The organism is Anaerobacillus alkalilacustris (assembly GCF_001866005.1).
Classification (GTDB): domain Bacteria; phylum Bacillota; class Bacilli; order Bacillales; family Anaerobacillaceae; genus Anaerobacillus; species Anaerobacillus alkalilacustris.
Genome location: NZ_MLQR01000029.1, coordinates 220,846 through 240,243, shown reverse-complemented (window position 1 = coordinate 240,243; position 19,398 = coordinate 220,846). Strand labels below are relative to the sequence as shown.

The following is a 19,398-nucleotide window of genomic DNA, read 5'->3' as shown; positions in this document are numbered from 1 at the left end:
CGAAAAACAATTGCTCCTGCGATTACTCGTCGCACAAAACACTGCTTCGAGGAAGCTTACTACGAAACAATACTAGAAGACGCAGAAGCACGTAGGAAGCCAAGGAACGGCTTCTGTTAAAGGCCTTCCAGTGCCTTTCGCTCGTGACCAAGGTGCCTTACGCTTTTCTTGTCCTACTCTTTTGTTTAGAATAGAGCTTTTCGTTTAATGAAGTTCCGATTGCATTTTTTTGTGATTATATAGTCTATGTATAACAGTAAGACGCTTTTTAAAATTTTGCTTTTGAAACAATAATCATCATAACTAGTTTAAAAAAAGTATGGTAAAATAGTTAAGTTAAAGATGCAAGAAATTGCTTAATAATATTTATTGTTAAAAATAATGAGGTGAAAAGAAATGTTCCTCAAGAGATTAGATGTAGTAGGGTTTAAATCCTTTGCTGAGCGAACATCAATAGATTTTGTTCCAGGAGTTACTGCAGTTGTAGGTCCTAATGGAAGTGGTAAAAGTAATATATCTGATGGTATTAGATGGGTATTAGGAGAGCAATCAGCAAAGTCTCTTCGTGGAGCGAAAATGGAAGATGTCATTTTTGCTGGAAGTGATTCTAGAAAGCCACTCAACTTTGCTGAGTTAACACTAACATTAAATAATGAAGATCAGCACTTGGCCATTGACTATAGTGAAGTAAGTGTTACCCGTCGTGTTTATCGTTCAGGTGATAGTGAATACTTTATAAATAAGCAAAGTTGTCGACTAAAAGATATTCATGAACTTTTTATGGATTCAGGTTTAGGTAGAGAAGCATATTCAATAATTGGGCAGGGGAAAATCGAAGAAATATTAAGTAGTAAGTCTGAAGAGCGTAGAGTTATTTTTGAGGAAGCGGCAGGAGTATTAAAATATAAAACGAGAAAAATACAGGCTGAAAGAAAACTAACTGAAACACAAGAAAACTTATATCGAATTGAGGACATTCTCCATGAACTTGAGGGACAAGTTGAACCCTTAAAAATACAGGCATCGATTGCGAAAGATTATTTGGAAAAGAAAGAGGAACTTACAAAAGTAGAAGTTGGTCTATTAGTTTATGAAATTGAAGAGCTTCATAAAAGTTGGAATGAACAGACTCGAAAAGTTGAGGAATTGAAACGAGATCAGCTTGAAATTTCTTCGCAAATAAAAGTTGAAGAAGTGAATATTGATCAATATCGTGAAAAAATGCATGCTCTTGATGAATCTATTAATGAACTTCAAGATATTCTTCTTTCAACAAGTGAACAATTAGAGAAAAATGAAGGTCAAAAAGAAGTTTTGAAAGAAAGAAAGAAAAACTATCATCAAACAAAAGAAAGTTTCCTGAAAAAGCTAGAAGTATTAAAAGAAAAGAAAGAGCAGATCGAAGACAGTCTAACAGTTGAAACTAAAGAACTACAAAACTTTAAAGAAAAGCTATTCAATAATAAAAAACGTTTAGATCAAGAGCAAAAACTTCTCTCTTCTTTAGAGGAAGATATTGAAACCGAATTAGAACGAATGAAAGCAGATTATATTGAAGTCTTAAATGAACAAGCATCGATTCGTAATGAAGTTAGATACCTTGAAGAACAGTTAAGACAACGTAAACACAAAAGTGAGCATTTGGATCAAAATAATCTCTCTTTATTAGAGCAAAGAGAAACTTTGTTAAAAAAGGAGATGCTTTTAAAGGAAGAACTTCAAAATAAGGAGCAATGCTTAGAAAATCATATTCACAAATTTCGAAAAAGTAATCGAGACCTTGAAACAATAAATAGTGAATATCAAAAGAAGGAAACCCAGTATTATCAAGCATTAAATCATTTACAACAGATAAGTTCTCGTAAAGAGGTTTTAGAGGAGATGCAGGCTGATTTTTCTGGTTTTTTTCAAGGGGTAAAAGAAGTATTAAAAGCAAGGGGAAATATTTTATCAGGAATCGAAGGAGCAGTTGCTGAAATTATTGTTGTTCCTGAACATGTAGAGCAAGCTGTAGAGACAGCTTTAGGTGGCGCTATGCAACATATAGTCGTTAATACAGAAGAGAATGCTCGTAGTGCAATTCAATTTTTAAAGGCTAGACGTTTTGGTAGAGCGACCTTTTTACCGCTTTCGGTCATTAAGCCCAGAGATCTTTCTCAGTTTGAAAAACAAAAGATACAATCGCAACCTTCTTATATAGGTGTGGCATCCGAATTAATTGACTATGATAAAAAATATCAAGCAATTATTTCAAACTTATTAGGTCATGTAATTGTAGCAAAAGATCTACAGGGGGCAAATGCATTAGCAAAGCTACTTCAATATAAAAATAGAATTGTTACCCTAGAAGGGGATGTTGTTAATCCAGGGGGTTCGATGAGTGGAGGAAGTGTTAAACAAAAAGGAAGTCCAATATTAGGGCGGCAGCGTGAACTAGAGGAGTTAGTGGCAAAACTAGTTAAAATGGAAGAACAAACAAAAATCATGGAAACAAATTTGAAATCTCTAAAAAAACAACGTCAAGAAACAGAAGTGTTTGTGGAGGAACTTCGGCAACGTGGTGAACTGTTGAGAACAGAAGAGCAACAACTAAAAGGGAACCTACGTGAACTTGAAATTGAATGCAAAAATTTAAATGAACGTCTTTTTATATATGATAAAGAAAAACAATCATTTGAATTAGAATTATCTGAAATTGAAACAAGCCTACTTAAATTAAATGAAAAACTAGATAGCACTAAAAAATTAAAAGAACATCTAGATGAACAAGTTCAACTGTTAACAGAAAAGAAGAAAGCACAACAAACATCTAAGGCTTCATTATCTGAATTTATTACTGAATTAAAGGTACAGGTGGCAAAAGAAGAAGAACAATACCGAAATAAAAAACATCGCGTACAAACCACTAAGCAGGAAAAAGACGGTATTGAATTAGAATTGAGTGAAACAGAAGAAGAATACTGGCTGCTTGAGCGTGAAATGAGTAATAGTACAACTGGAGAAAATTCCTTAGATGAATTAATTAAGAAAAAACGACAGGAAAAAGACCTTACCTTAAATTTAATTCAAAATCGTAGGCAAGATAGATTAGACTTTCAAACAGCGCATGATGATTTAGAAAAAGAGATAAAAGAAAATAAGCGCAAACAAAAACAGTTATCTGATTATCTTCATACAGAGGAAGTGAAGGTAAATCGTTTAGATGTTGAGTTAGAAAATCGTCTTGAAAAGCTATCGTCTGATTATGAAATAAGTTTTGAAGCTGCAAAAGTTAATTATCCACTACCGATCGATGCTAATTCAGCTAAGTCAAAGGTAAAACTTATTAAGTTAGCAATCGAGGAGTTAGGAACTGTAAATTTAGGAGCAATAGATGAATATAGTCGTGTGTCACAAAGATTTACATTTTTAACAGAACAAAAAAATGATTTGTATGAAGCAAAAGAAACACTTTTTCGTGTTATAAATGAAATGGATGCAGAAATGTCAACACGTTTTAAAACAGTTTTTATGCAAATAAAAGCACAGTTCCAAATGGTCTTTCAAGAACTGTTTGGTGGTGGAAAAGCGGACCTGCTACTTAGTGATCCAGATAACATTTTAACTACTGGAGTTGAAATTGTTGCCCAACCACCTGGTAAGAAACTACAACATTTAGCGTTATTATCTGGTGGAGAACGAGCATTAACTGCAATTGCCCTTCTTTTTGCTATATTAAGAATTCGACCAGTTCCATTTTGCGTACTTGACGAAGTAGAAGCAGCTCTAGATGAAGCTAATGTAACCCGTTTTGCTAATTATTTAAAAGAATTTAGTAAACAAACTCAGTTTATCGTTGTAACTCATAGAAAAGGAACGATGGAGGAAGCTGATGTTCTTTATGGTGTAACTATGCAAGAATCTGGTGTATCCAAGTTAGTATCCGTTCGTCTCGAAGAAACGCCCGAATTATTGACTGCTACTGTATAGAGTTAGTTTCTATCAAAATAATCACTAAATAGAATTAAATATGGAGGGAAAGAAAATGAGTTTTTTTAAGAAGCTTAAAGAAAAGATTACACAACAAACAGATACAGTAACTGAGAAATTTAAAGAAGGATTATCAAAGACACGCGACTCTTTTGTCGGAAAAATGAATGATCTCGTTAAAAATTATCGAAGTGTTGATGAGGAATTTTTCGAAGAACTTGAAGAACTATTAATCAGTGCTGACGTTGGTGTAACTACCGTGATGGAGTTGATAGATGAGTTAAAGGATGTTGCAAGAACACGTAACATAAAAAATTCAGAAGAGCTACAACCTGTTATTTCTGAAAAACTAGCTGAGCTTCTTGAAAAAAATGAGGAAGATACAAAGTTAAATATCCAAGAGTCATCGATGACTATTATTTTATTTGTAGGAGTAAATGGTGTAGGTAAGACTACTACGATTGGAAAGTTAGCAAATAAACTAAAGAAAGAAGGTAAATCGGTCCTTTTAGCAGCAGGAGATACTTTCCGGGCAGGGGCTATTGAGCAATTAGAAGTATGGGGAGAACGAGTAGGGGTTGATGTAATTAAACAACAGTCTGGCTCAGATCCAGCTGCAGTTATGTTTGATGCTGTTCAAGCGGCTAAATCTCGTGGAGTAGATGTCTTACTTTGTGATACTGCTGGGCGCCTTCAAAACAAAGTTAATTTAATGAACGAGTTAGAAAAAGTAAAACGTGTTCTCGAAAGAGAAATACCTGGTGCCCCACATGAAGTTCTATTAGTGTTAGATGCAACAACAGGGCAAAATGCGATGTCACAAGCAAAAACCTTTGGAAAAGCAACTGATGTGTCAGGGATTGTGCTTACAAAGTTAGACGGTACTGCTAAAGGCGGAATTGTATTAGCGATTCGCCATGAATTAGATATACCTGTAAAATTTGTTGGTTTTGGGGAAAAGGTCGATGATCTTCAAGAATTTGATGCGCAACAATTTGTTTATGGATTATTTTCTGAGATGCTAGAAAAAACAGAAGTAGAGTAAAGAAAAAAACTTGACACTAATTTTGTGATCGTGTATGATAAGTACTTGTAAAGGGATTTCACTTAACAAGGAGGTCTTTTCGTGTTAGAAAAAACGCTAAGAATGAATTATCTTTATGATTTTTATCAAAGCCTACTAACTACGAAGCAACGCCAGTACATGGAATTATATTTTCTCGATGATTGGTCGTTAGGTGAAATTGCTGAAGAATTTGAAGTTAGTCGTCAAGCCGTTTATGATAATATTAAAAGAACTGAAAGTATGCTTGAAGAATATGAGGAAAAGCTCAGGCTCTTTTCTAAATTTGAAGAGCGCTCAATACTTATGAAAAAACTAAAAACGGCGATAGAGAAAGGCGCAACGAATCAATCTATATTAATTATCGTCGATTCTCTTGAGAGGTTAGACTAGGAGGCGACAAACATGGCATTTGAAGGTTTAGCTGAACGCTTACAAAGTACCTTGAGTAAAATTAAAGGTAAAGGTGTTGTTTCTGAAGCGGATGTAAAAGCTATGATGCGTGAAGTACGACTTGCTTTACTTGAAGCGGACGTTAACTTTAAAGTTGTAAAAGATTTCATTTCTAATGTGAAAGAAAGAGCAGTAGGGCAAGATGTATTAAAAAGTTTAACACCAGGACAACAAGTAATTAAGATTGTAAACGAAGAGCTTACAAAGCTAATGGGTGGAGAGCAGAGTAAAATAGCGGTTGCTAAAAAGCCACCAACTGTTGTGATGATGGTAGGTCTACAAGGGGCCGGTAAAACAACTACAACTGGTAAACTTGCTAATTACTTAAGGAAAAATAATAATCGTAAGCCAATGCTTGTAGCAGGCGATATATATCGTCCGGCAGCTATTAAACAATTAGAAACATTGGGTAACCAATTAAGTATGCCCGTATTTTCTTTAGGCGATCAAGTTAGCCCGGTGGAAATTGCTAAGCAGGCAGTAGAAAAAGCAAAAGAAGAACACCTTGATTATGTATTAATTGATACAGCTGGTCGTTTGCATATTGATGAAACGCTCATGGGGGAACTACAGCAAATTAAAGAAACGGTAAATCCGGATGAAATATTACTTGTTGTTGACGCTATGACAGGGCAAGATGCAGTTAATGTTGCAGAAAGCTTTAATGAGCAACTTGACTTAACTGGTGTAGTCTTAACAAAGCTTGATGGTGATACACGTGGTGGTGCTGCGCTCTCAGTAAAAGCAGTGACAAACACCCCAATTAAGTTTGCTGGTATGGGTGAAAAATTAGATGCATTAGAACCGTTCCATCCTGACCGTATGGCATCACGTATACTTGGAATGGGAGACGTACTTACTCTTATTGAGAAAGCTCAATCCACTGTAGATGAGGAAAAAGCTCGTGAACTAGAGAAAAAAATGCGTAATGCTGATATTACATTTGATGATTTTCTAGATCAGTTAGCACAAGTTCGTAATATGGGTCCTCTTGATGAGTTACTTGGTATGATGCCGGGTGCTAATAAAATGAAGGGCTTGAAAAATATACAAGTTGATGAAAAGCAAATTGGCCATGTTGAAGCGATTGTTCGCTCTATGACGAAAGCCGAAAAGCAAGACCCAACTATTTTGAATGCTAGTCGCAGAAAAAGAATTGCTAAAGGAAGTGGAACTTCCATACAAGAAGTTAATCGACTTATTAAGCAATTTGATGAAATGAAGAAAATGATGAAACAAATGTCAAATATGACGGCAAAAGGAAAGAAAAAAGGAAAGTTTAAATTTCCTTTTATGTAAGAAACGCGAAAGCATTGGAGTATGAAGCTTGATTGAAGTGATCGAGCTGATAGGCTCTGTAGCTAGACAAGAAACGCGAAAAAATTCCAATCTTTTCTGTAAAGTTTTTTTACTTTACTAGTTTTCAACTAGTGAATTTTATGATAATATACCTTATTGTGTGAATTAAATTTGGAGGTGAAACACAAATGGCAGTAAAAATTCGTCTTAAACGTATGGGTTCAAATAAAGCACCATTTTACCGTGTAGTAGTTGCTAATTCTCGTGCACCACGTGATGGTCGTTTTATCGAGGAAATTGGCACATATAATCCACTAGTTAATCCAGTTGAATTTAAAGTTAACGAAGATAAAGCTTTAAAATGGATGCTTGATGGCGCTAAGCCTTCTGACACAGTTCGTAACCTTTTCTCTAAAGCTGGTTTAATGGAAAAGTTACACAACGCTAAAAACGTAAAGTAATTACTACTTTAAATTAGATTGTAATGAAAACTTAGGCTTAACTATTTCTTTAGTTCGGGCCTAGTTTTCAATACTAATTTATAAGGGGAATGATAATAATGAAAGAGTTAGTTGAAACAATTGCCAAAGCTCTTGTTGATCATCCCGAAGACGTTCGCGTTACTGAAGTTGAACATGAGCAGTCCTTGACTTTACAACTTTCCGTACATCCAACAGATATGGGGAAGGTTATTGGAAAGCAAGGACGAATTGCGAAAGCGATACGCTCGGTTGTGTATGCAGCTGGTGCAAATCATAAAAAACGTATTAATTTAGAAATACAGTAAAGGCAAGGGGGAAAACCTCTGCCTTTTTTTATACTGTTAAATAATAAATTCCTGAAGGTTAAGAAAGTGTTTTTTACAAGATAGATAGTATAAAATTTTGGTGCTAGAAAGCTGTCTAGCTCCAGCGCCCTATTAGATTAATAAGATTTCCTTAGAGAACAAAAGTCTAGTGTCTATTCGATGTATCTTTTGGGCTCTCTGCCCAGTCAAGCTACTAACTTCAGTTACTACTTGAATTAGATCTAGATTAGCTACATACCCCTTTCTTAGTGGGAACTTACTACGAAGGAATAGAAGACACAGCAAAAATACTTTTTCGTAGATGAGCAAGGTTACATGCACTTTTTGTTAGAAAATCACACAGATTAAAGCTCTATCTAAAGGTAGTTTTCTTATTCTATTGTCTGTTCTACTTCTTCATGTGGTAAAATTAAGTAATAACTATATTGAGCGGGGTGTGGTTATGAAAGTTATAAAAAAAGTGGTTGTTAAGCAAGTTTTAACAGAAAATAGGAAACACTTGATGATGGAGGACTATTTTAAACAAAAAAAACAAGTTGTTAAAGAGATTAAACAGTTAGAATTTCAATTACATAAAAAACTTAAAGCAAGTAAAAACAATTTTGAATATCAAAATGCACTTAAATCTTCATTTAATAAAGAAATTAAGGACCGGAATGATAAAGTTAAAATTATTGATTTTCAGATTCAACAGTTAAATGAGCTTGTTATCGGAACGGAAATAAAAGAACAAACTATTGATACATTATATGAATTAAACGTAGGCGATGATTGGAACTCATTTACAAGTGGTACGGAGATCATCGTAAAAGATGGGATCGTATTTGAGATCCGTGAAGGAGGACATAAAAACGAATGACTAATTGGTTTAATGTAGGAAAAGTTGTCAATACACATGGAGTAAGAGGAGAGGTTAGAGTCATTTCTACTACAGACTTCTCAGAGGAGAGATTCGCAATAGGGTCTTCATTATATCTTGAACATCCTAACTTAAATGAAAAACTACGCCTAACAGTAGCTAGTCACCGCCAACATAAAAATTTCGATTTATTGACTTTTAAAAATTATACCAATATTAACGAGGTAGAAGCTTTTAAAGGTGGTATTTTACAAATAGGAGAAGATCAACTTTCTCAACTTGAAGAAGAAGAGTATTACTACCATGAAATTATTGGGTGTGATGTAGAGACGGAAGAAGGAGAAGCTTTAGGCAAAATAAAAGAAATTTTGTCTCCAGGTGCTAATGATGTATGGGTTATTCAAAGGAAAAATGGAGGGAAGGACTTATTAATTCCTTATATAGAACAAGTTGTTAAAAGTGTAGATGTAAATGAGAAAAAAGTTATCATTCATTTAATGAACGGGCTTGATTAATATGAGATACGATATTTTAACATTATTTCCCGAAATGTTTACAGGAGTGCTCGGACATTCAATTTTAAAACGTGCAGAAGAAAAGAAAATCGTTAATTACAATGTGGTCGATTTTCGTACCTTTTCTAAAGACAAGCATCAGCGAGTAGATGATTATCCTTATGGTGGTGGTGGTGGTATGGTTCTTACACCACAACCTGTTTTTGATGCTATTGAAGAGATCACAAAACAATCTCGATGTGAAAAAAGAAGGGTTATTTTGTTGTGTCCGCAAGGTGAAAGGTATTCACAAAAAAAGGCAGAGGAATTAGCACAATGTGATCAACTTATTTTCATATGTGGGCATTATGAAGGTTACGATGAAAGAATTAGAGAACATTTAGTCACGGATGAAATCTCTATCGGTGATTACGTACTAACTGGTGGAGAGTTAGGAGCAATGGTCATCATAGATAGTGTAACACGTTTATTAACAGGTGTTCTTGGTAATGAAACATCAGCTATAACCGATTCATTTAGCAGTGGTTTATTAGAATACCCTCATTATACTAGGCCTGTTGATTTTCGTGGCTTAAAGGTTCCTGATGTCTTATTAAGTGGTCATCATGAAAATATTGAACAGTGGCGACACAAACAAGCTTTAAAAAGAACGTTTGAGAGAAGGCCTGATCTTCTTAATGAACGTAAACTCTCAGAGAAAGAAAGAGATTGGATACAGTCTATTAAAAAAGATAAATAAAATTAGTTTCAAACCTTGTATCTATTGTTTCGTTATGTTATTATATTCCTTGTGGCTTGTGCCAGTATTCAAGATGTTCCGCTGCAAGGATATTTTTAGTAAGAGCATCTGTTAGGGAAGGAGGGAACGATACGATGAACAACATTATTAGAGAAATTACTAAAGAGCAATTAAAATCTGATATTCCAGCTTTCCGTCCTGGAGACACTGTACGTGTACACGTAAAAGTTGTTGAGGGAACTCGTGAGCGTATTCAGGTATTTGAAGGTGTTATTATTAAACGCCGTGGCTCAGGTATTAGTGAAACTTTCACTGCGCGTAAGATTTCTTACGGTGTAGGTGTTGAACGTACATTCCCATTACATTCGCCGAAGATCGATAAGATCGAAGTGATGCGTCGTGGTAAAGTTCGCCGTGCGAAATTGTACTACTTACGTGCTCTTCGTGGAAAAGCGGCTCGTATTAAAGAAATTCGATAATCAATTAGTAAAAAAGGAGCTTGGTTTTCAAGCTCCTTTTTTTCACAATAATTTATGGTAATGGGGGATACATAAATGTCTAATGCAAAAAGTGAAACTTGGGAATGGCTGAAGGCAGTTCTCATAGCATTATTACTTGCTTTTGTGATTCGTTATTTTTTGTTTGCTCCCATCGTTGTGGACGGGCAATCTATGATGCCTACACTACAAAATAACGATCGTTTAATTGTAAATAAAATTGGTTATACAATAGGTAAACCAAAGCGTTTTGATATTGTTGTTTTTCATGCTACTGAAGAAAAAGATTATATTAAACGGGTAATTGGTTTACCAGGTGATTCAATCTCTTATGAAAATGATGTATTATATATTAATGGTGAACCAGTGGCTGAGCCTTATTTAAATGAATATAAGGGAAATACATATAATTTACCTTTCACTGGCGACTTTTCATTAAGTGAATATACTGGCCATGAAGTTGTACCGGATGGACATATATTTGTTTTGGGTGATAATAGACAACATAGTAAAGATAGTCGAAATATCGGTTTTATTCCATATGAACGTATTGTGGGAAGTGCGAACGTTGTATTTTGGCCATTTTCTGAAATTAGAATAGCAAAGTAGGTGGTGGACTTTATGACGACGATACAATGGTTTCCAGGCCATATGGCAAAAGCTCGTCGAGAAGTTACAGAAAAATTAAAGCAAATTGATATTGTAATGGAATTAGTTGATGCCAGAGTACCTTTAGCTTCAAGGAATCCAATGATTGATGAGCTTGTCAGTCACAAGCCAAGACTTATTCTTTTGAATAAGGCCGATCTAGCCGATCCGATAATTACGAAAGAGTGGAGCGAATACTTTCAAGCTCGTGGCTTCAAAGTCCAAGCTATTGATTCTCAAACGGGAAAAGGAACAGAAAAGATACCTTCTCTTGCCAAAGAACTAGCAGTCGATCTGTTAGAAAAATTAAGAGCTAAAGGAATGAAACCTAGAGCTATAAGAGCATTAATATTGGGGATTCCAAACGTTGGTAAATCTACCTTAATAAATAGGTTAGCTAAAAAGAAAATTGCCAAAACAGGCGATAGACCTGGAATTACTAAACAACAACAATGGATAAAAGTTGGGGGCGAGCTAGAACTACTAGACACACCAGGAATTTTATGGCCTAAATTTGAAGACAAATTGGTCGGTTATCGCCTAGCGGCAACAGGTGCTATAAAAGATGAGATCCTTGATTTTCAAGATGTTGCAGTATTTTTGTTAAAATATTTAAAGGAAGAATATCCGAAACAATTATCCGAACGCTTTAAGCTCTCAGAAATAAGTGAAGACATTGTTGAAATTTTTGACGAGATAGGTAAAAATAGAGGATTACTAATTAGTGGTGGATACATTGATTATGATAAAGCAGCAGAATTAATCCTTCGTGAGTTTCGTTCTTGTAAAATTGGAAAAATTTCATTGGAAAGACCAGAGAAAAGCACGCAGTTGTAGCGTGCTTTTTCTCTACGATTAGAAACTATTGAATTCCTGTTTGAAAAGCAATATACTGGCTCACCAAAGCCTAAGGGTTCTATCATTTCACCCAATTACTACCCAAAAATACTAATTAAATATCTTCGTGGTGCTTTGCTCGCCGTGTTGCTCGTCATAAGAAACGGACTTGAGGCAGGCTTTTAGAAGGCGTGGAAACTAAATGGGGCTCTGTCAAAGTCTCGCAGTTAAGGTAATGCTTATATGCGAAGCTGATTATTAACGAGCAAACGGAGTGGCATAGGAATAGACAGTAGTGATCACGAGACTTGAGGGTTCTATTAACGGAAAAACTTAAGATTTTACTTTTTTTGACGATAATAAAAATAGTAAACTTTTAGAATGAAAGAGTGTGAACTATGAGAAAAACAATTAAAGAATTAGAAGATTTACTTCGTTCTAATATGAATATTGATAATGATACATTAAAAGCTATAATTAACGATGAAAGGAAAGGCGTTCAAAAGGCCTATTCAAAATGGATAGCTACTAAAGAAAAAAATCAGCAATTACTTTGTCAATTTAATGAGATGTCTAAATATGAAATCGAGCTCAGAAATAATGGTCATACCTTCATAGCAGGTATTGATGAAGTTGGAAGAGGACCGTTAGCAGGACCGGTTGTTGCTGCGGCTGTTATTTTACCGGAGAATTTCATTTTACTTGGACTTACGGATTCGAAAAAAATCAGCAAAAAAAATCGTGAGGATTATTTTCAAGTGATTCAAAAAGAAGCACTTGCTGTTGGACTTGGAATTGTTAGTGCTGATAAAATCGACCAGTTGAATATTTATGAAGCTACTAAATTGGCTATGCAAAAAGCGATATCTGAGTTGAAAATTGCTCCGGACCACTTATTGATTGACGCCATGAAACTTCCTGTATCTATTAAACAAACATCTATTATTAAAGGTGATAGTAAAAGTATCTCCATTGCAGCAAGTTCAATTATTGCAAAAGTTACAAGAGATCGTTATATGGAGCAATTAGCGGAAAAGTTTCCACAGTACGGATTTGAAAACCATATGGGATATGGGACGAAAGAACATTTAGCAGCAATAGATCAACATGGTGTTTGTCACGAGCATCGTAAATCCTTTGCCCCAGTTCGTGAGCGTTGTCTATCAAATACATTATTTTAAGTTGATTAATAGTTTTAAAATGAATTTCATCATTCGTTATTCTTGCAACGAAGTATTAAATCTAGTCACGTTACATCGTCCGTAACTATATATAGCTTTATGCGGATCTGTTTTGGCAATTAAGAGATTTACTCATTAATAAAAGTTTTCTTCAGGTGGTGTAAAGCGTGTTTCAGTCTATTATGGTTGATTCGTTTATAAATGGTTTAGACCCAATCCATCAAAAATCTATTTCTTTAACTTCTGGACAAATTTTTAACGGTAAAATTATTAAAATATACCCTGGGCAACTAGCGACTTTAAAAATGAATGGAGTAACACTAACGGCAAGGTTAGAAGCGGCACTAACAGTAGATAAGCGGTACTGGTTCCAAGTTGAGCCTGGAGATGGAATATCCAAATTAAAAGTGATAGAAAGTGTTAGAGAAAACGGAAAAAGTGATAGTAGAGCTAGTGAAAATTTATTTAGTAGAATTGGTGTGTCAAGTAATAGATTAACCGAAATGGTTATAAATTACTTAGCAAAAGAAGAGATTGCTTTTTCGGTAGCTCAAATGAAGCATGGAGTTGAGATTTTACAAAATGTCAAAATACCTAAGGAAGATGGACTAGCAATTCTAAAGGTATTAATAGAAAGAGATTTGCCAATTACATCAGATTCTTTCCTTGCAGTAAAAAGTGTTATTGAAGGGAAGGGATTATCTATTCAGTTACATGAGTTTTCTGAAATGCTACAAGTGATTAAAGGAAATCATCCTGTCTTACAACAACTTCATCATACTATTCAAATAATCTTAAAAGAATCAACTATTAAAGATGACCAGAATGAAGTGAAGCATTTCCCTACTACAATCGCAACGCTTATTACTCGTATTGGATTACAATACGAACGTGATGTCCTTCAATCTATAAATCAAAATGAGGAAAATAGAGAAGGGGTTCTTTTGCAATTAAAATCATTACTTATTAAATCACAACAGATATATCTACCTGGAAAACTGGAGGAAAAAATTAATTCAATTTTACATCGAATCACAGCACAACAATTGTTATCAGTAAATCATGAAGGTCCAATTTCGAATTATGCAGTTGCGATTCCGTTGGTATTAAGCGGAATACCAACAGATTTATCTATCCAATGGCAGGGCAAAAAGCAGAGGAATGGTGAGCTAAACCCTGATCATTGTAGAATTTTATTTTATATTAATTTAGAGCATTTGAAAGAAACGGTTATCGATGTCCAAATTCAAAATCGAATTGTTTCACTTCATATAATAAATGAAAATGAAAAACCAATAAAGTTAATTTCCTATTTACAGCCTTTATTGAAAGAAGGATTATTAAATTTAGATTATCAACTTTCTTCTATAAAATGGTCACAATCTATTCAATCAAAGGCGAAGGATAAAGGAAATGTTTTACGTCAAGAAAGCACATATGTTCAAACCTCGAAAGTGTACCAGGGAGTGGATATACGAATATGAACGAAAAAACTGATATAAGGTTAGCTGTTGCTTTAAAGTATAATGTTGATAATGATATAGCTCCAAGTGTTCTTGCGAAAGGAAAAGGGTATGTAGCAAAAGAGCTATTAAATGAAGCGAAAAAGCATAACGTCCCCGTTCAAGAAGATGCAAGTCTTGTTGAATTATTAAGTCAATTAGAAATAAATGAAACAATTCCTAAGGAATTATACGAAGTAGTTGCAGAGATATTTGCTTTTGTATATCAAATTGATAAAAGTGTAAAAGATACATCGAAATAACATTGACTATCTAATGAATTTGAATTATATAAATTTCACACTTACAAGTTACTGAATTTATTGAGTTCTCACCTAGGTATAGATTTGTTCGGATCGATTTTGGTAATTATGGAATTACTCTATATAATTCATTAAGTTTTTCGTTTAGTAGTGGAAAGAAGGAAGAGTCAATTTATCCCCACTTAAGATTCAGTAGACCCCCGCCTCAATACTTAAGAAAAATTGAAAAGTTTAGGTGGGGGAATTCTATCCCTAAAGTCGGATATGGAATAACTATGGTATAAATTAAACTAACTACCAATGGGGACGAAGGAAAATCGACACTGAAAATAGTTTAGCTTTATAATGTTTAGATAACAAATATGTCAACACCTTATCTTAATAATTAATGTTTTTGGGAAAGATATCACCGAAAACATTGTTTATGAAAGAGGTGTTTTTTGTGCTTTTTACAAATCTACAGAACTTTTCTGATGAGGAAATCGCCGAGGAATTTGGTATTCATCGTCCGATAATGGAACGGGAAATCAGTGCAAGTATAGGGAAAAAGAAAAATAATGAAAGAGAGGTGAAGAAAGATGAAGAAAAGAAGAAAGTTCGATCCAAATCCAAAGACTCCCCTAGATAACTGGAGTGTGAATGTAGATCCTGCTATTATGTCTGGAGATCATTGGGCTCAGGAAGAAAACGCTCCTCTTGAACAATTAGATTTTTTTGAAGAACACCAATGTGAAGAAATAAGTGTAAAAAAAGAACATCCTTATCATATGTTTATGCACCCGACAATAAATGTTAGTTATGGAAATTTTAAAAAAGAATAGAAACTTTTCATCTTAAAAAGTAGGAGAAATCCTACTTTTTTAATATAATCAGAATTTATAAATTTCTAACTTAGAAACTGTCTAGCGCAAGCAGCCTACGAGCTCGGTCACTTAAGTCAAGCTACTGACTTCAATAACTACTTGATTAACGTCTCTGAATAGCTTCATGCAGCTTTGCTCCTGCGATTACTCGTCGCACGAAAAACAATTGCTCCTGCGATTACTCGTCGCACAAAACACTGCTTCGAGGAAGCCTACTTCGAAGTATTGCTGTCAGACGCAGAAGCACATAGTGCGGTCAAAGAGCAGACCGCTACTTACTGACCTTCCAGTGCCTTTCGCTCGTGACCAAGGCGCTTGCGCTTTTCTTACAGTATCAGAATTTATAAATTTCTAACTTGGAAACTGTCTAGCTCCAGGCGCCATGGGCTCGATCACTTCAGATGTGTGAATGTGTAGTCAAGGGGGAGGTGAATTTCGGTTGGGTGTTAGCCCAAAACGTTCTCTTTATAATATGATAAGAACATACATTCTCGGTAAGAGGGCGTTGAGCATAAAAGGCATCCTCTTCAGAACATACTTTTCCCTCGGAATCAATACTTACTTTTAAAAAATTTCGCAACTTTTTTATGGGAAAGAGGGTTTTTATTCACCGTACTAGAATAAGATTAAGTGAAGATTGCTACAGATTAATATAGACTTCGTTTTAATCTTTAATTTTAGTGGTAGAATTGAGTATAATCAACATATTATTAATCGGATTTGATAGGAGGCTGGAGATGAATATCCACGAATATCAAGGAAAAGAAATTCTACGTAGTTACGGTGTTAGGGTACCCAATGGAAAAGTGGCTTTTACAGTGGATGAGGCAGTTAAAGCCGCAACTGAGCTTAGGTCAACGGTAACGGTTATTAAAGCACAAATCCACGCGGGGGGAAGAGGCAAAGCAGGTGGAGTGAAAGTAGCAAAAAGTGTTGATGAAGTTCATAGATATGCTAGTGAAATACTAGGTAAAACGTTAATTACTCACCAAACGGGTTCGGAAGGTAAAGTAGTTAAACGCCTACTTATCGAAGAAGGTTGCGACATTAAAAATGAATATTATATTGGATTGGTTATAGATAGAGTTACATCTAAGGTTGTTATGATGGCTTCTGAAGAAGGTGGTACGGAAATAGAAGTAGTCGCAAAGTGTTCGCCTGAGAAAATTTTTAAGGAGATTATTGATCCAGTTGTTGGCTTACAAGCGTTCCAAGCAAGAAGGTTAGCATTTAACATAAATATACCAAATGAACTGATCGGTCAAACTGTAAAATGTATGCTAGGACTTTATAAGGTTTTTATAGAAAAAGATTGTTCAATCGCGGAAATAAATCCACTAGTTATTACTAAAGATGGGAATGTTATGGCTTTAGATGCGAAATTTAACTTTGATTCAAATGCACTTTATCGAAATAAAGATATATTAGCATATCGTGATTTAGATGAGGAAGATGAAAAGGAAATTGAAGCATCGAAGAGCGATTTAAGCTACATTTCATTAGACGGTAATATTGGTTGCATGGTAAATGGTGCCGGCCTTGCAATGGCTACAATGGATATTATTAAACATTATCATGGAGAACCTGCAAACTTTCTTGATGTTGGTGGTGGAGCAACAACAAAAAAAGTAACGGAAGCATTTAAATTAATTTTGTCAGATGAAAATGTGAAAGGTATTTTTGTTAACATTTTTGGTGGAATTATGAAATGTGATGTAATTGCTGAAGGGATAGTAGAAGCAACCAAACAAGTTGATTTAAATCTTCCGTTAGTTGTTCGCTTAGAAGGAACAAACGTAGAAGCTGGAAAGAAAATTTTGAATGAGTCAGGTTTAAACATCACATCAGCAAATTCGATGGCTGATGGAGCAAAAAAAATTGTATCTCTAGTTAAATAGAAGGAGTTGGAGGAGCGCATGAGTATTCTAATTAATAAAGATACAAAAGTCATTGTTCAAGGGATTACTGGTGCTACTGGTTTATTTCATACAAAGCAGGCAATTGAGTACGGAACTAATATTGTAGGTGGCGTTACACCTGGTAAGGGTGGGACAGAAATTGAAGGAATTCCAGTATTTGATACGGTATCTGATGCCGTTAAAGTAACCAATGCGAATGCTTCTGTTATTTATGTTCCACCAGCATTTGCGGCAGATGCTATAATGGAAGCAGTTGATTGCAGTCTAGATTTAGTTATTTGTATAACTGAAGGAATTCCAGTGTTAGATATGATAAAGGTAAAACGTTTTATGGAAGGAAAAAATAGTCGTTTGATAGGGCCGAACTGCCCTGGAGTTATTACCCCTGATGAGTGTAAAATTGGGATTATGCCTGGTTACATTCATAAAAAAGGTCATGTTGGTGTTGTGTCACGTTCTGGAACACTAACCTATGAGGCAGTACATCAGTTGTCCACAAAGGGGATTGGACAGTCTACAGCTGTAGGAATTGGTGGTGACCCAGTAAATGGCACAAATTTTATTGATGTGTTAAAATTATTTAATGAAGATGAAGAAACGTATGCTGTAATTTTGATTGGCGAAATTGGTGGTACAGCAGAAGAAGAAGCTGCCGAATGGATTAAAGAGAATATGACAAAGCCAGTTGTAGGTTTTATTGGTGGTCAAACTGCACCACCCGGAAAAAGGATGGGCCATGCTGGTGCCATTATTTCAGGGGGAGAAGGTACTGCAGTTGAAAAGATTAAAACACTTCAGAGTTGCGGTGTATTAGTAGCTGAAACTCCCGCCGTTATGGGGCAAACATTGATTACTGCATTAGAAAAAAACAACTTGTTAGAAAAATGTATAGCTCATAAGTAAGATAAACGGCTCCTCTTATTTGGAGCCGTATTTTTATTATGAAAAGGTTGTGATATGTATGAGTGTGAGAAAACGTCTAATTCATCTTCATTCATGTAAGGGTGTGACATGGCAGACGCTAAATAAATTTTTACAATATGACTCTTCATTAGAAAAAATTTATCGGCTTAATAAAGAGCAGCTAAAACAAATATTTTCATTGAGAAATTACCAAGTAGAGAGTCTATATAAAGATTTGCATTCAAGAGAACTAGTAAAAAGAATAGAAGAATTTCATCAAACAGATGTCCATGTTGTCACCATTTTTGACCAAACGTACCCAGACTTATTAAAACAAATTTATGATCCGCCTTGGGTGCTTTACTGTAAAGGTGATTTATCCCTTTTTCATGCAGAGAATAAAATAAGTGTAGTAGGGACGAGGGATCCATCCAAAAACGGATTGTTAAGTCTAGATAAAATTGTTCTGCCATTAATAAAAGAAAATTGGGTGATTGTCAGTGGTTTAGCTGTTGGTATTGATGCTAGAGCACATGCATTAACACTTCATGGTAAAGGAAAGACAATTGCTGTACTAGGTTCAGGTTTTAACTATATTTATCCTCGTTGTCATCAAAAATTAGCCTCAATTATTTCTAAGGAACATCTTTTAATTTCTGAATTTCCGCCTAACAACCTACCTCAAAAATGGAACTTTCCTATGAGAAATCGTATTATCAGTGGATTATCAAAAGGAACATTGATTATTGAAGCCCGAGAAAGAAGCGGATCTCTAATAACTGCTGATTTAGCACTCCAACAAGGAAGAGAAGTATTTGCTGTTCCAGGATCTATTTTAGACGAGCGGTCAGAAGGTGCACATTTGTTAATTCAACAAGGTGCTAAGTTGACAAAATGTAGTAATGATGTTTTAAATGAATGGTAAGCGAGTATAATAAAGTAAAAATGTGTTAAAAAAATCAATTTCGATAAATTAAAACATATTATTATGTAATAAAATTTCCTTATTTTTCGAAAAAGATGGAAGTTTTGTCATAATTATATTTGACAAAAAGCAAAATAGTGGTTGATAATAGGGAA

At 34.8% G+C, this 19,398-nt stretch carries 20 protein-coding genes; all 20 read left to right on the top strand.

The genetic code is table 11. The annotated features are described in order from the left end of the window. The first annotated feature begins 396 nt into the window (after positions 1 to 396). The 20 genes from smc (at position 397) to dprA (ending at position 19,243) form a co-directional block, all read left to right on the top strand. Positions 397 to 3,969, top strand: a complete 3,573-nt coding sequence (smc, locus tag BKP37_RS11830) for a chromosome segregation protein SMC (RefSeq protein WP_071309795.1) — start codon at positions 397 to 399, stop codon at positions 3,967 to 3,969. Positions 3,970 to 4,024: 55 nt separating this feature from the next. Continuing rightward, entirely contained in the window at positions 4,025 to 5,014 is a 990-nt protein-coding gene (gene ftsY, locus BKP37_RS11825; protein WP_071309794.1) for a signal recognition particle-docking protein FtsY, read from the top strand. Positions 5,015 to 5,116: 102 nt separating this feature from the next. After that, complete coding sequence (locus BKP37_RS11820) at positions 5,117 to 5,425, top strand: putative DNA-binding protein (protein WP_245712516.1); 309 nt, start codon at positions 5,117 to 5,119, stop codon at positions 5,423 to 5,425. A 12-nt stretch (positions 5,426 to 5,437) separates the two neighbouring features. Continuing rightward, positions 5,438 to 6,784 (top strand): signal recognition particle protein, encoded by a 1,347-nt coding sequence (gene ffh / locus BKP37_RS11815; protein ID WP_071309792.1) that lies wholly within the window; start codon positions 5,438 to 5,440, stop codon positions 6,782 to 6,784. Between the two features lie 188 nt (positions 6,785 to 6,972). Beyond that, positions 6,973 to 7,245 (top strand): 30S ribosomal protein S16, encoded by a 273-nt coding sequence (rpsP, locus tag BKP37_RS11810; RefSeq protein ID WP_071309791.1) that lies wholly within the window; start codon positions 6,973 to 6,975, stop codon positions 7,243 to 7,245. A 98-nt stretch (positions 7,246 to 7,343) separates the two neighbouring features. After that, complete coding sequence (locus tag BKP37_RS11805) at positions 7,344 to 7,571, top strand: KH domain-containing protein (protein WP_071309790.1); 228 nt, start codon at positions 7,344 to 7,346, stop codon at positions 7,569 to 7,571. A 463-nt stretch (positions 7,572 to 8,034) separates the two neighbouring features. Next, a complete protein-coding gene (locus BKP37_RS11800; RefSeq protein ID WP_071309789.1) occupies positions 8,035 to 8,451 on the top strand; it encodes a YlqD family protein in 417 nt (138 codons plus the stop codon). Next, positions 8,448 to 8,966, top strand: a complete 519-nt coding sequence (gene rimM / locus BKP37_RS11795; RefSeq protein WP_071309788.1) for a ribosome maturation factor RimM — start codon at positions 8,448 to 8,450, stop codon at positions 8,964 to 8,966. The genes BKP37_RS11800 and rimM overlap by 4 nt, the downstream gene beginning before the upstream one ends. Position 8,967: 1 nt before the next feature. Then, entirely contained in the window at positions 8,968 to 9,705 is a 738-nt protein-coding gene (trmD, locus tag BKP37_RS11790; RefSeq protein WP_071309787.1) for a tRNA (guanosine(37)-N1)-methyltransferase TrmD, read from the top strand. A gap of 134 nt (positions 9,706 to 9,839) precedes the next feature. Beyond that, positions 9,840 to 10,184, top strand: a complete 345-nt coding sequence (rplS, locus tag BKP37_RS11785; protein ID WP_071309786.1) for a 50S ribosomal protein L19 — start codon at positions 9,840 to 9,842, stop codon at positions 10,182 to 10,184. A 75-nt stretch (positions 10,185 to 10,259) separates the two neighbouring features. After that, positions 10,260 to 10,811 (top strand): signal peptidase I, encoded by a 552-nt coding sequence (gene lepB / locus BKP37_RS11780; protein WP_071309785.1) that lies wholly within the window; start codon positions 10,260 to 10,262, stop codon positions 10,809 to 10,811. 12 nt (positions 10,812 to 10,823) lie between these two features. Further along, a complete protein-coding gene (gene ylqF / locus BKP37_RS11775; RefSeq protein ID WP_071309784.1) occupies positions 10,824 to 11,687 on the top strand; it encodes a ribosome biogenesis GTPase YlqF in 864 nt (287 codons plus the stop codon). 398 nt (positions 11,688 to 12,085) lie between these two features. Next, a complete protein-coding gene (locus tag BKP37_RS11770; RefSeq protein ID WP_071309783.1) occupies positions 12,086 to 12,868 on the top strand; it encodes a ribonuclease HII in 783 nt (260 codons plus the stop codon). Positions 12,869 to 13,035: 167 nt separating this feature from the next. After that, positions 13,036 to 14,352 (top strand): hypothetical protein, encoded by a 1,317-nt coding sequence (locus BKP37_RS11765; RefSeq protein WP_071309782.1) that lies wholly within the window; start codon positions 13,036 to 13,038, stop codon positions 14,350 to 14,352. Next, positions 14,349 to 14,633 (top strand): EscU/YscU/HrcU family type III secretion system export apparatus switch protein, encoded by a 285-nt coding sequence (locus tag BKP37_RS11760; RefSeq protein WP_071309781.1) that lies wholly within the window; start codon positions 14,349 to 14,351, stop codon positions 14,631 to 14,633. Before BKP37_RS11765 ends, BKP37_RS11760 begins: the two co-directional genes overlap by 4 nt. Positions 14,634 to 15,075: 442 nt before the next feature. Then, positions 15,076 to 15,261 carry a hypothetical protein gene (locus tag BKP37_RS20130; protein WP_071309780.1) on the top strand — a complete coding sequence of 62 codons (186 nt, stop codon included), beginning with the start codon at positions 15,076 to 15,078 and terminating at the stop codon, positions 15,259 to 15,261. Then, positions 15,212 to 15,454: a DUF3905 domain-containing protein gene (locus BKP37_RS11750; protein ID WP_084034675.1), complete on the top strand. Its 243-nt coding sequence runs from the start codon at positions 15,212 to 15,214 to the stop codon at positions 15,452 to 15,454. The genes BKP37_RS20130 and BKP37_RS11750 overlap by 50 nt, the downstream gene beginning before the upstream one ends. A 779-nt stretch (positions 15,455 to 16,233) precedes the next feature. Further along, positions 16,234 to 17,394, top strand: coding sequence for an ADP-forming succinate--CoA ligase subunit beta (gene sucC / locus BKP37_RS11745; protein ID WP_071309778.1), 1,161 nt, complete (start codon positions 16,234 to 16,236; stop codon positions 17,392 to 17,394). Between the two features lie 18 nt (positions 17,395 to 17,412). Further along, positions 17,413 to 18,318: a succinate--CoA ligase subunit alpha gene (gene sucD, locus BKP37_RS11740; protein WP_071309777.1), complete on the top strand. Its 906-nt coding sequence runs from the start codon at positions 17,413 to 17,415 to the stop codon at positions 18,316 to 18,318. A 58-nt stretch (positions 18,319 to 18,376) separates the two neighbouring features. Continuing rightward, positions 18,377 to 19,243 carry a DNA-processing protein DprA gene (dprA, locus tag BKP37_RS11735; RefSeq protein ID WP_071309776.1) on the top strand — a complete coding sequence of 289 codons (867 nt, stop codon included), beginning with the start codon at positions 18,377 to 18,379 and terminating at the stop codon, positions 19,241 to 19,243. The last annotated feature ends 155 nt before the right edge of the window (positions 19,244 to 19,398 follow it).

What these genes read in the sequence shown, in the direction of transcription:
- smc (WP_071309795.1), top strand. Translation starts at nt 397, where the DNA reads ATGTTCCTCAAGAGATTAGATGTAGTAGGGTTTAAATCCTTTGCTGAG.
- ftsY (WP_071309794.1), top strand. Translation starts at nt 4,025, where the DNA reads ATGAGTTTTTTTAAGAAGCTTAAAGAAAAGATTACACAACAAACAGAT.
- BKP37_RS11820 (WP_245712516.1), top strand. Translation starts at nt 5,117, where the DNA reads ATGAATTATCTTTATGATTTTTATCAAAGCCTACTAACTACGAAGCAA.
- ffh (WP_071309792.1), top strand. Translation starts at nt 5,438, where the DNA reads ATGGCATTTGAAGGTTTAGCTGAACGCTTACAAAGTACCTTGAGTAAA.
- rpsP (WP_071309791.1), top strand. Translation starts at nt 6,973, where the DNA reads ATGGCAGTAAAAATTCGTCTTAAACGTATGGGTTCAAATAAAGCACCA.
- BKP37_RS11805 (WP_071309790.1), top strand. Translation starts at nt 7,344, where the DNA reads ATGAAAGAGTTAGTTGAAACAATTGCCAAAGCTCTTGTTGATCATCCC.
- BKP37_RS11800 (WP_071309789.1), top strand. Translation starts at nt 8,035, where the DNA reads ATGAAAGTTATAAAAAAAGTGGTTGTTAAGCAAGTTTTAACAGAAAAT.
- rimM (WP_071309788.1), top strand. Translation starts at nt 8,448, where the DNA reads ATGACTAATTGGTTTAATGTAGGAAAAGTTGTCAATACACATGGAGTA.
- trmD (WP_071309787.1), top strand. Translation starts at nt 8,968, where the DNA reads ATGAGATACGATATTTTAACATTATTTCCCGAAATGTTTACAGGAGTG.
- rplS (WP_071309786.1), top strand. Translation starts at nt 9,840, where the DNA reads ATGAACAACATTATTAGAGAAATTACTAAAGAGCAATTAAAATCTGAT.
- lepB (WP_071309785.1), top strand. Translation starts at nt 10,260, where the DNA reads ATGTCTAATGCAAAAAGTGAAACTTGGGAATGGCTGAAGGCAGTTCTC.
- ylqF (WP_071309784.1), top strand. Translation starts at nt 10,824, where the DNA reads ATGACGACGATACAATGGTTTCCAGGCCATATGGCAAAAGCTCGTCGA.
- BKP37_RS11770 (WP_071309783.1), top strand. Translation starts at nt 12,086, where the DNA reads ATGAGAAAAACAATTAAAGAATTAGAAGATTTACTTCGTTCTAATATG.
- BKP37_RS11760 (WP_071309781.1), top strand. Translation starts at nt 14,349, where the DNA reads ATGAACGAAAAAACTGATATAAGGTTAGCTGTTGCTTTAAAGTATAAT.
- BKP37_RS11750 (WP_084034675.1), top strand. Translation starts at nt 15,212, where the DNA reads ATGAAGAAAAGAAGAAAGTTCGATCCAAATCCAAAGACTCCCCTAGAT.
- sucC (WP_071309778.1), top strand. Translation starts at nt 16,234, where the DNA reads ATGAATATCCACGAATATCAAGGAAAAGAAATTCTACGTAGTTACGGT.
- sucD (WP_071309777.1), top strand. Translation starts at nt 17,413, where the DNA reads ATGAGTATTCTAATTAATAAAGATACAAAAGTCATTGTTCAAGGGATT.
- dprA (WP_071309776.1), top strand. Translation starts at nt 18,377, where the DNA reads ATGAGTGTGAGAAAACGTCTAATTCATCTTCATTCATGTAAGGGTGTG.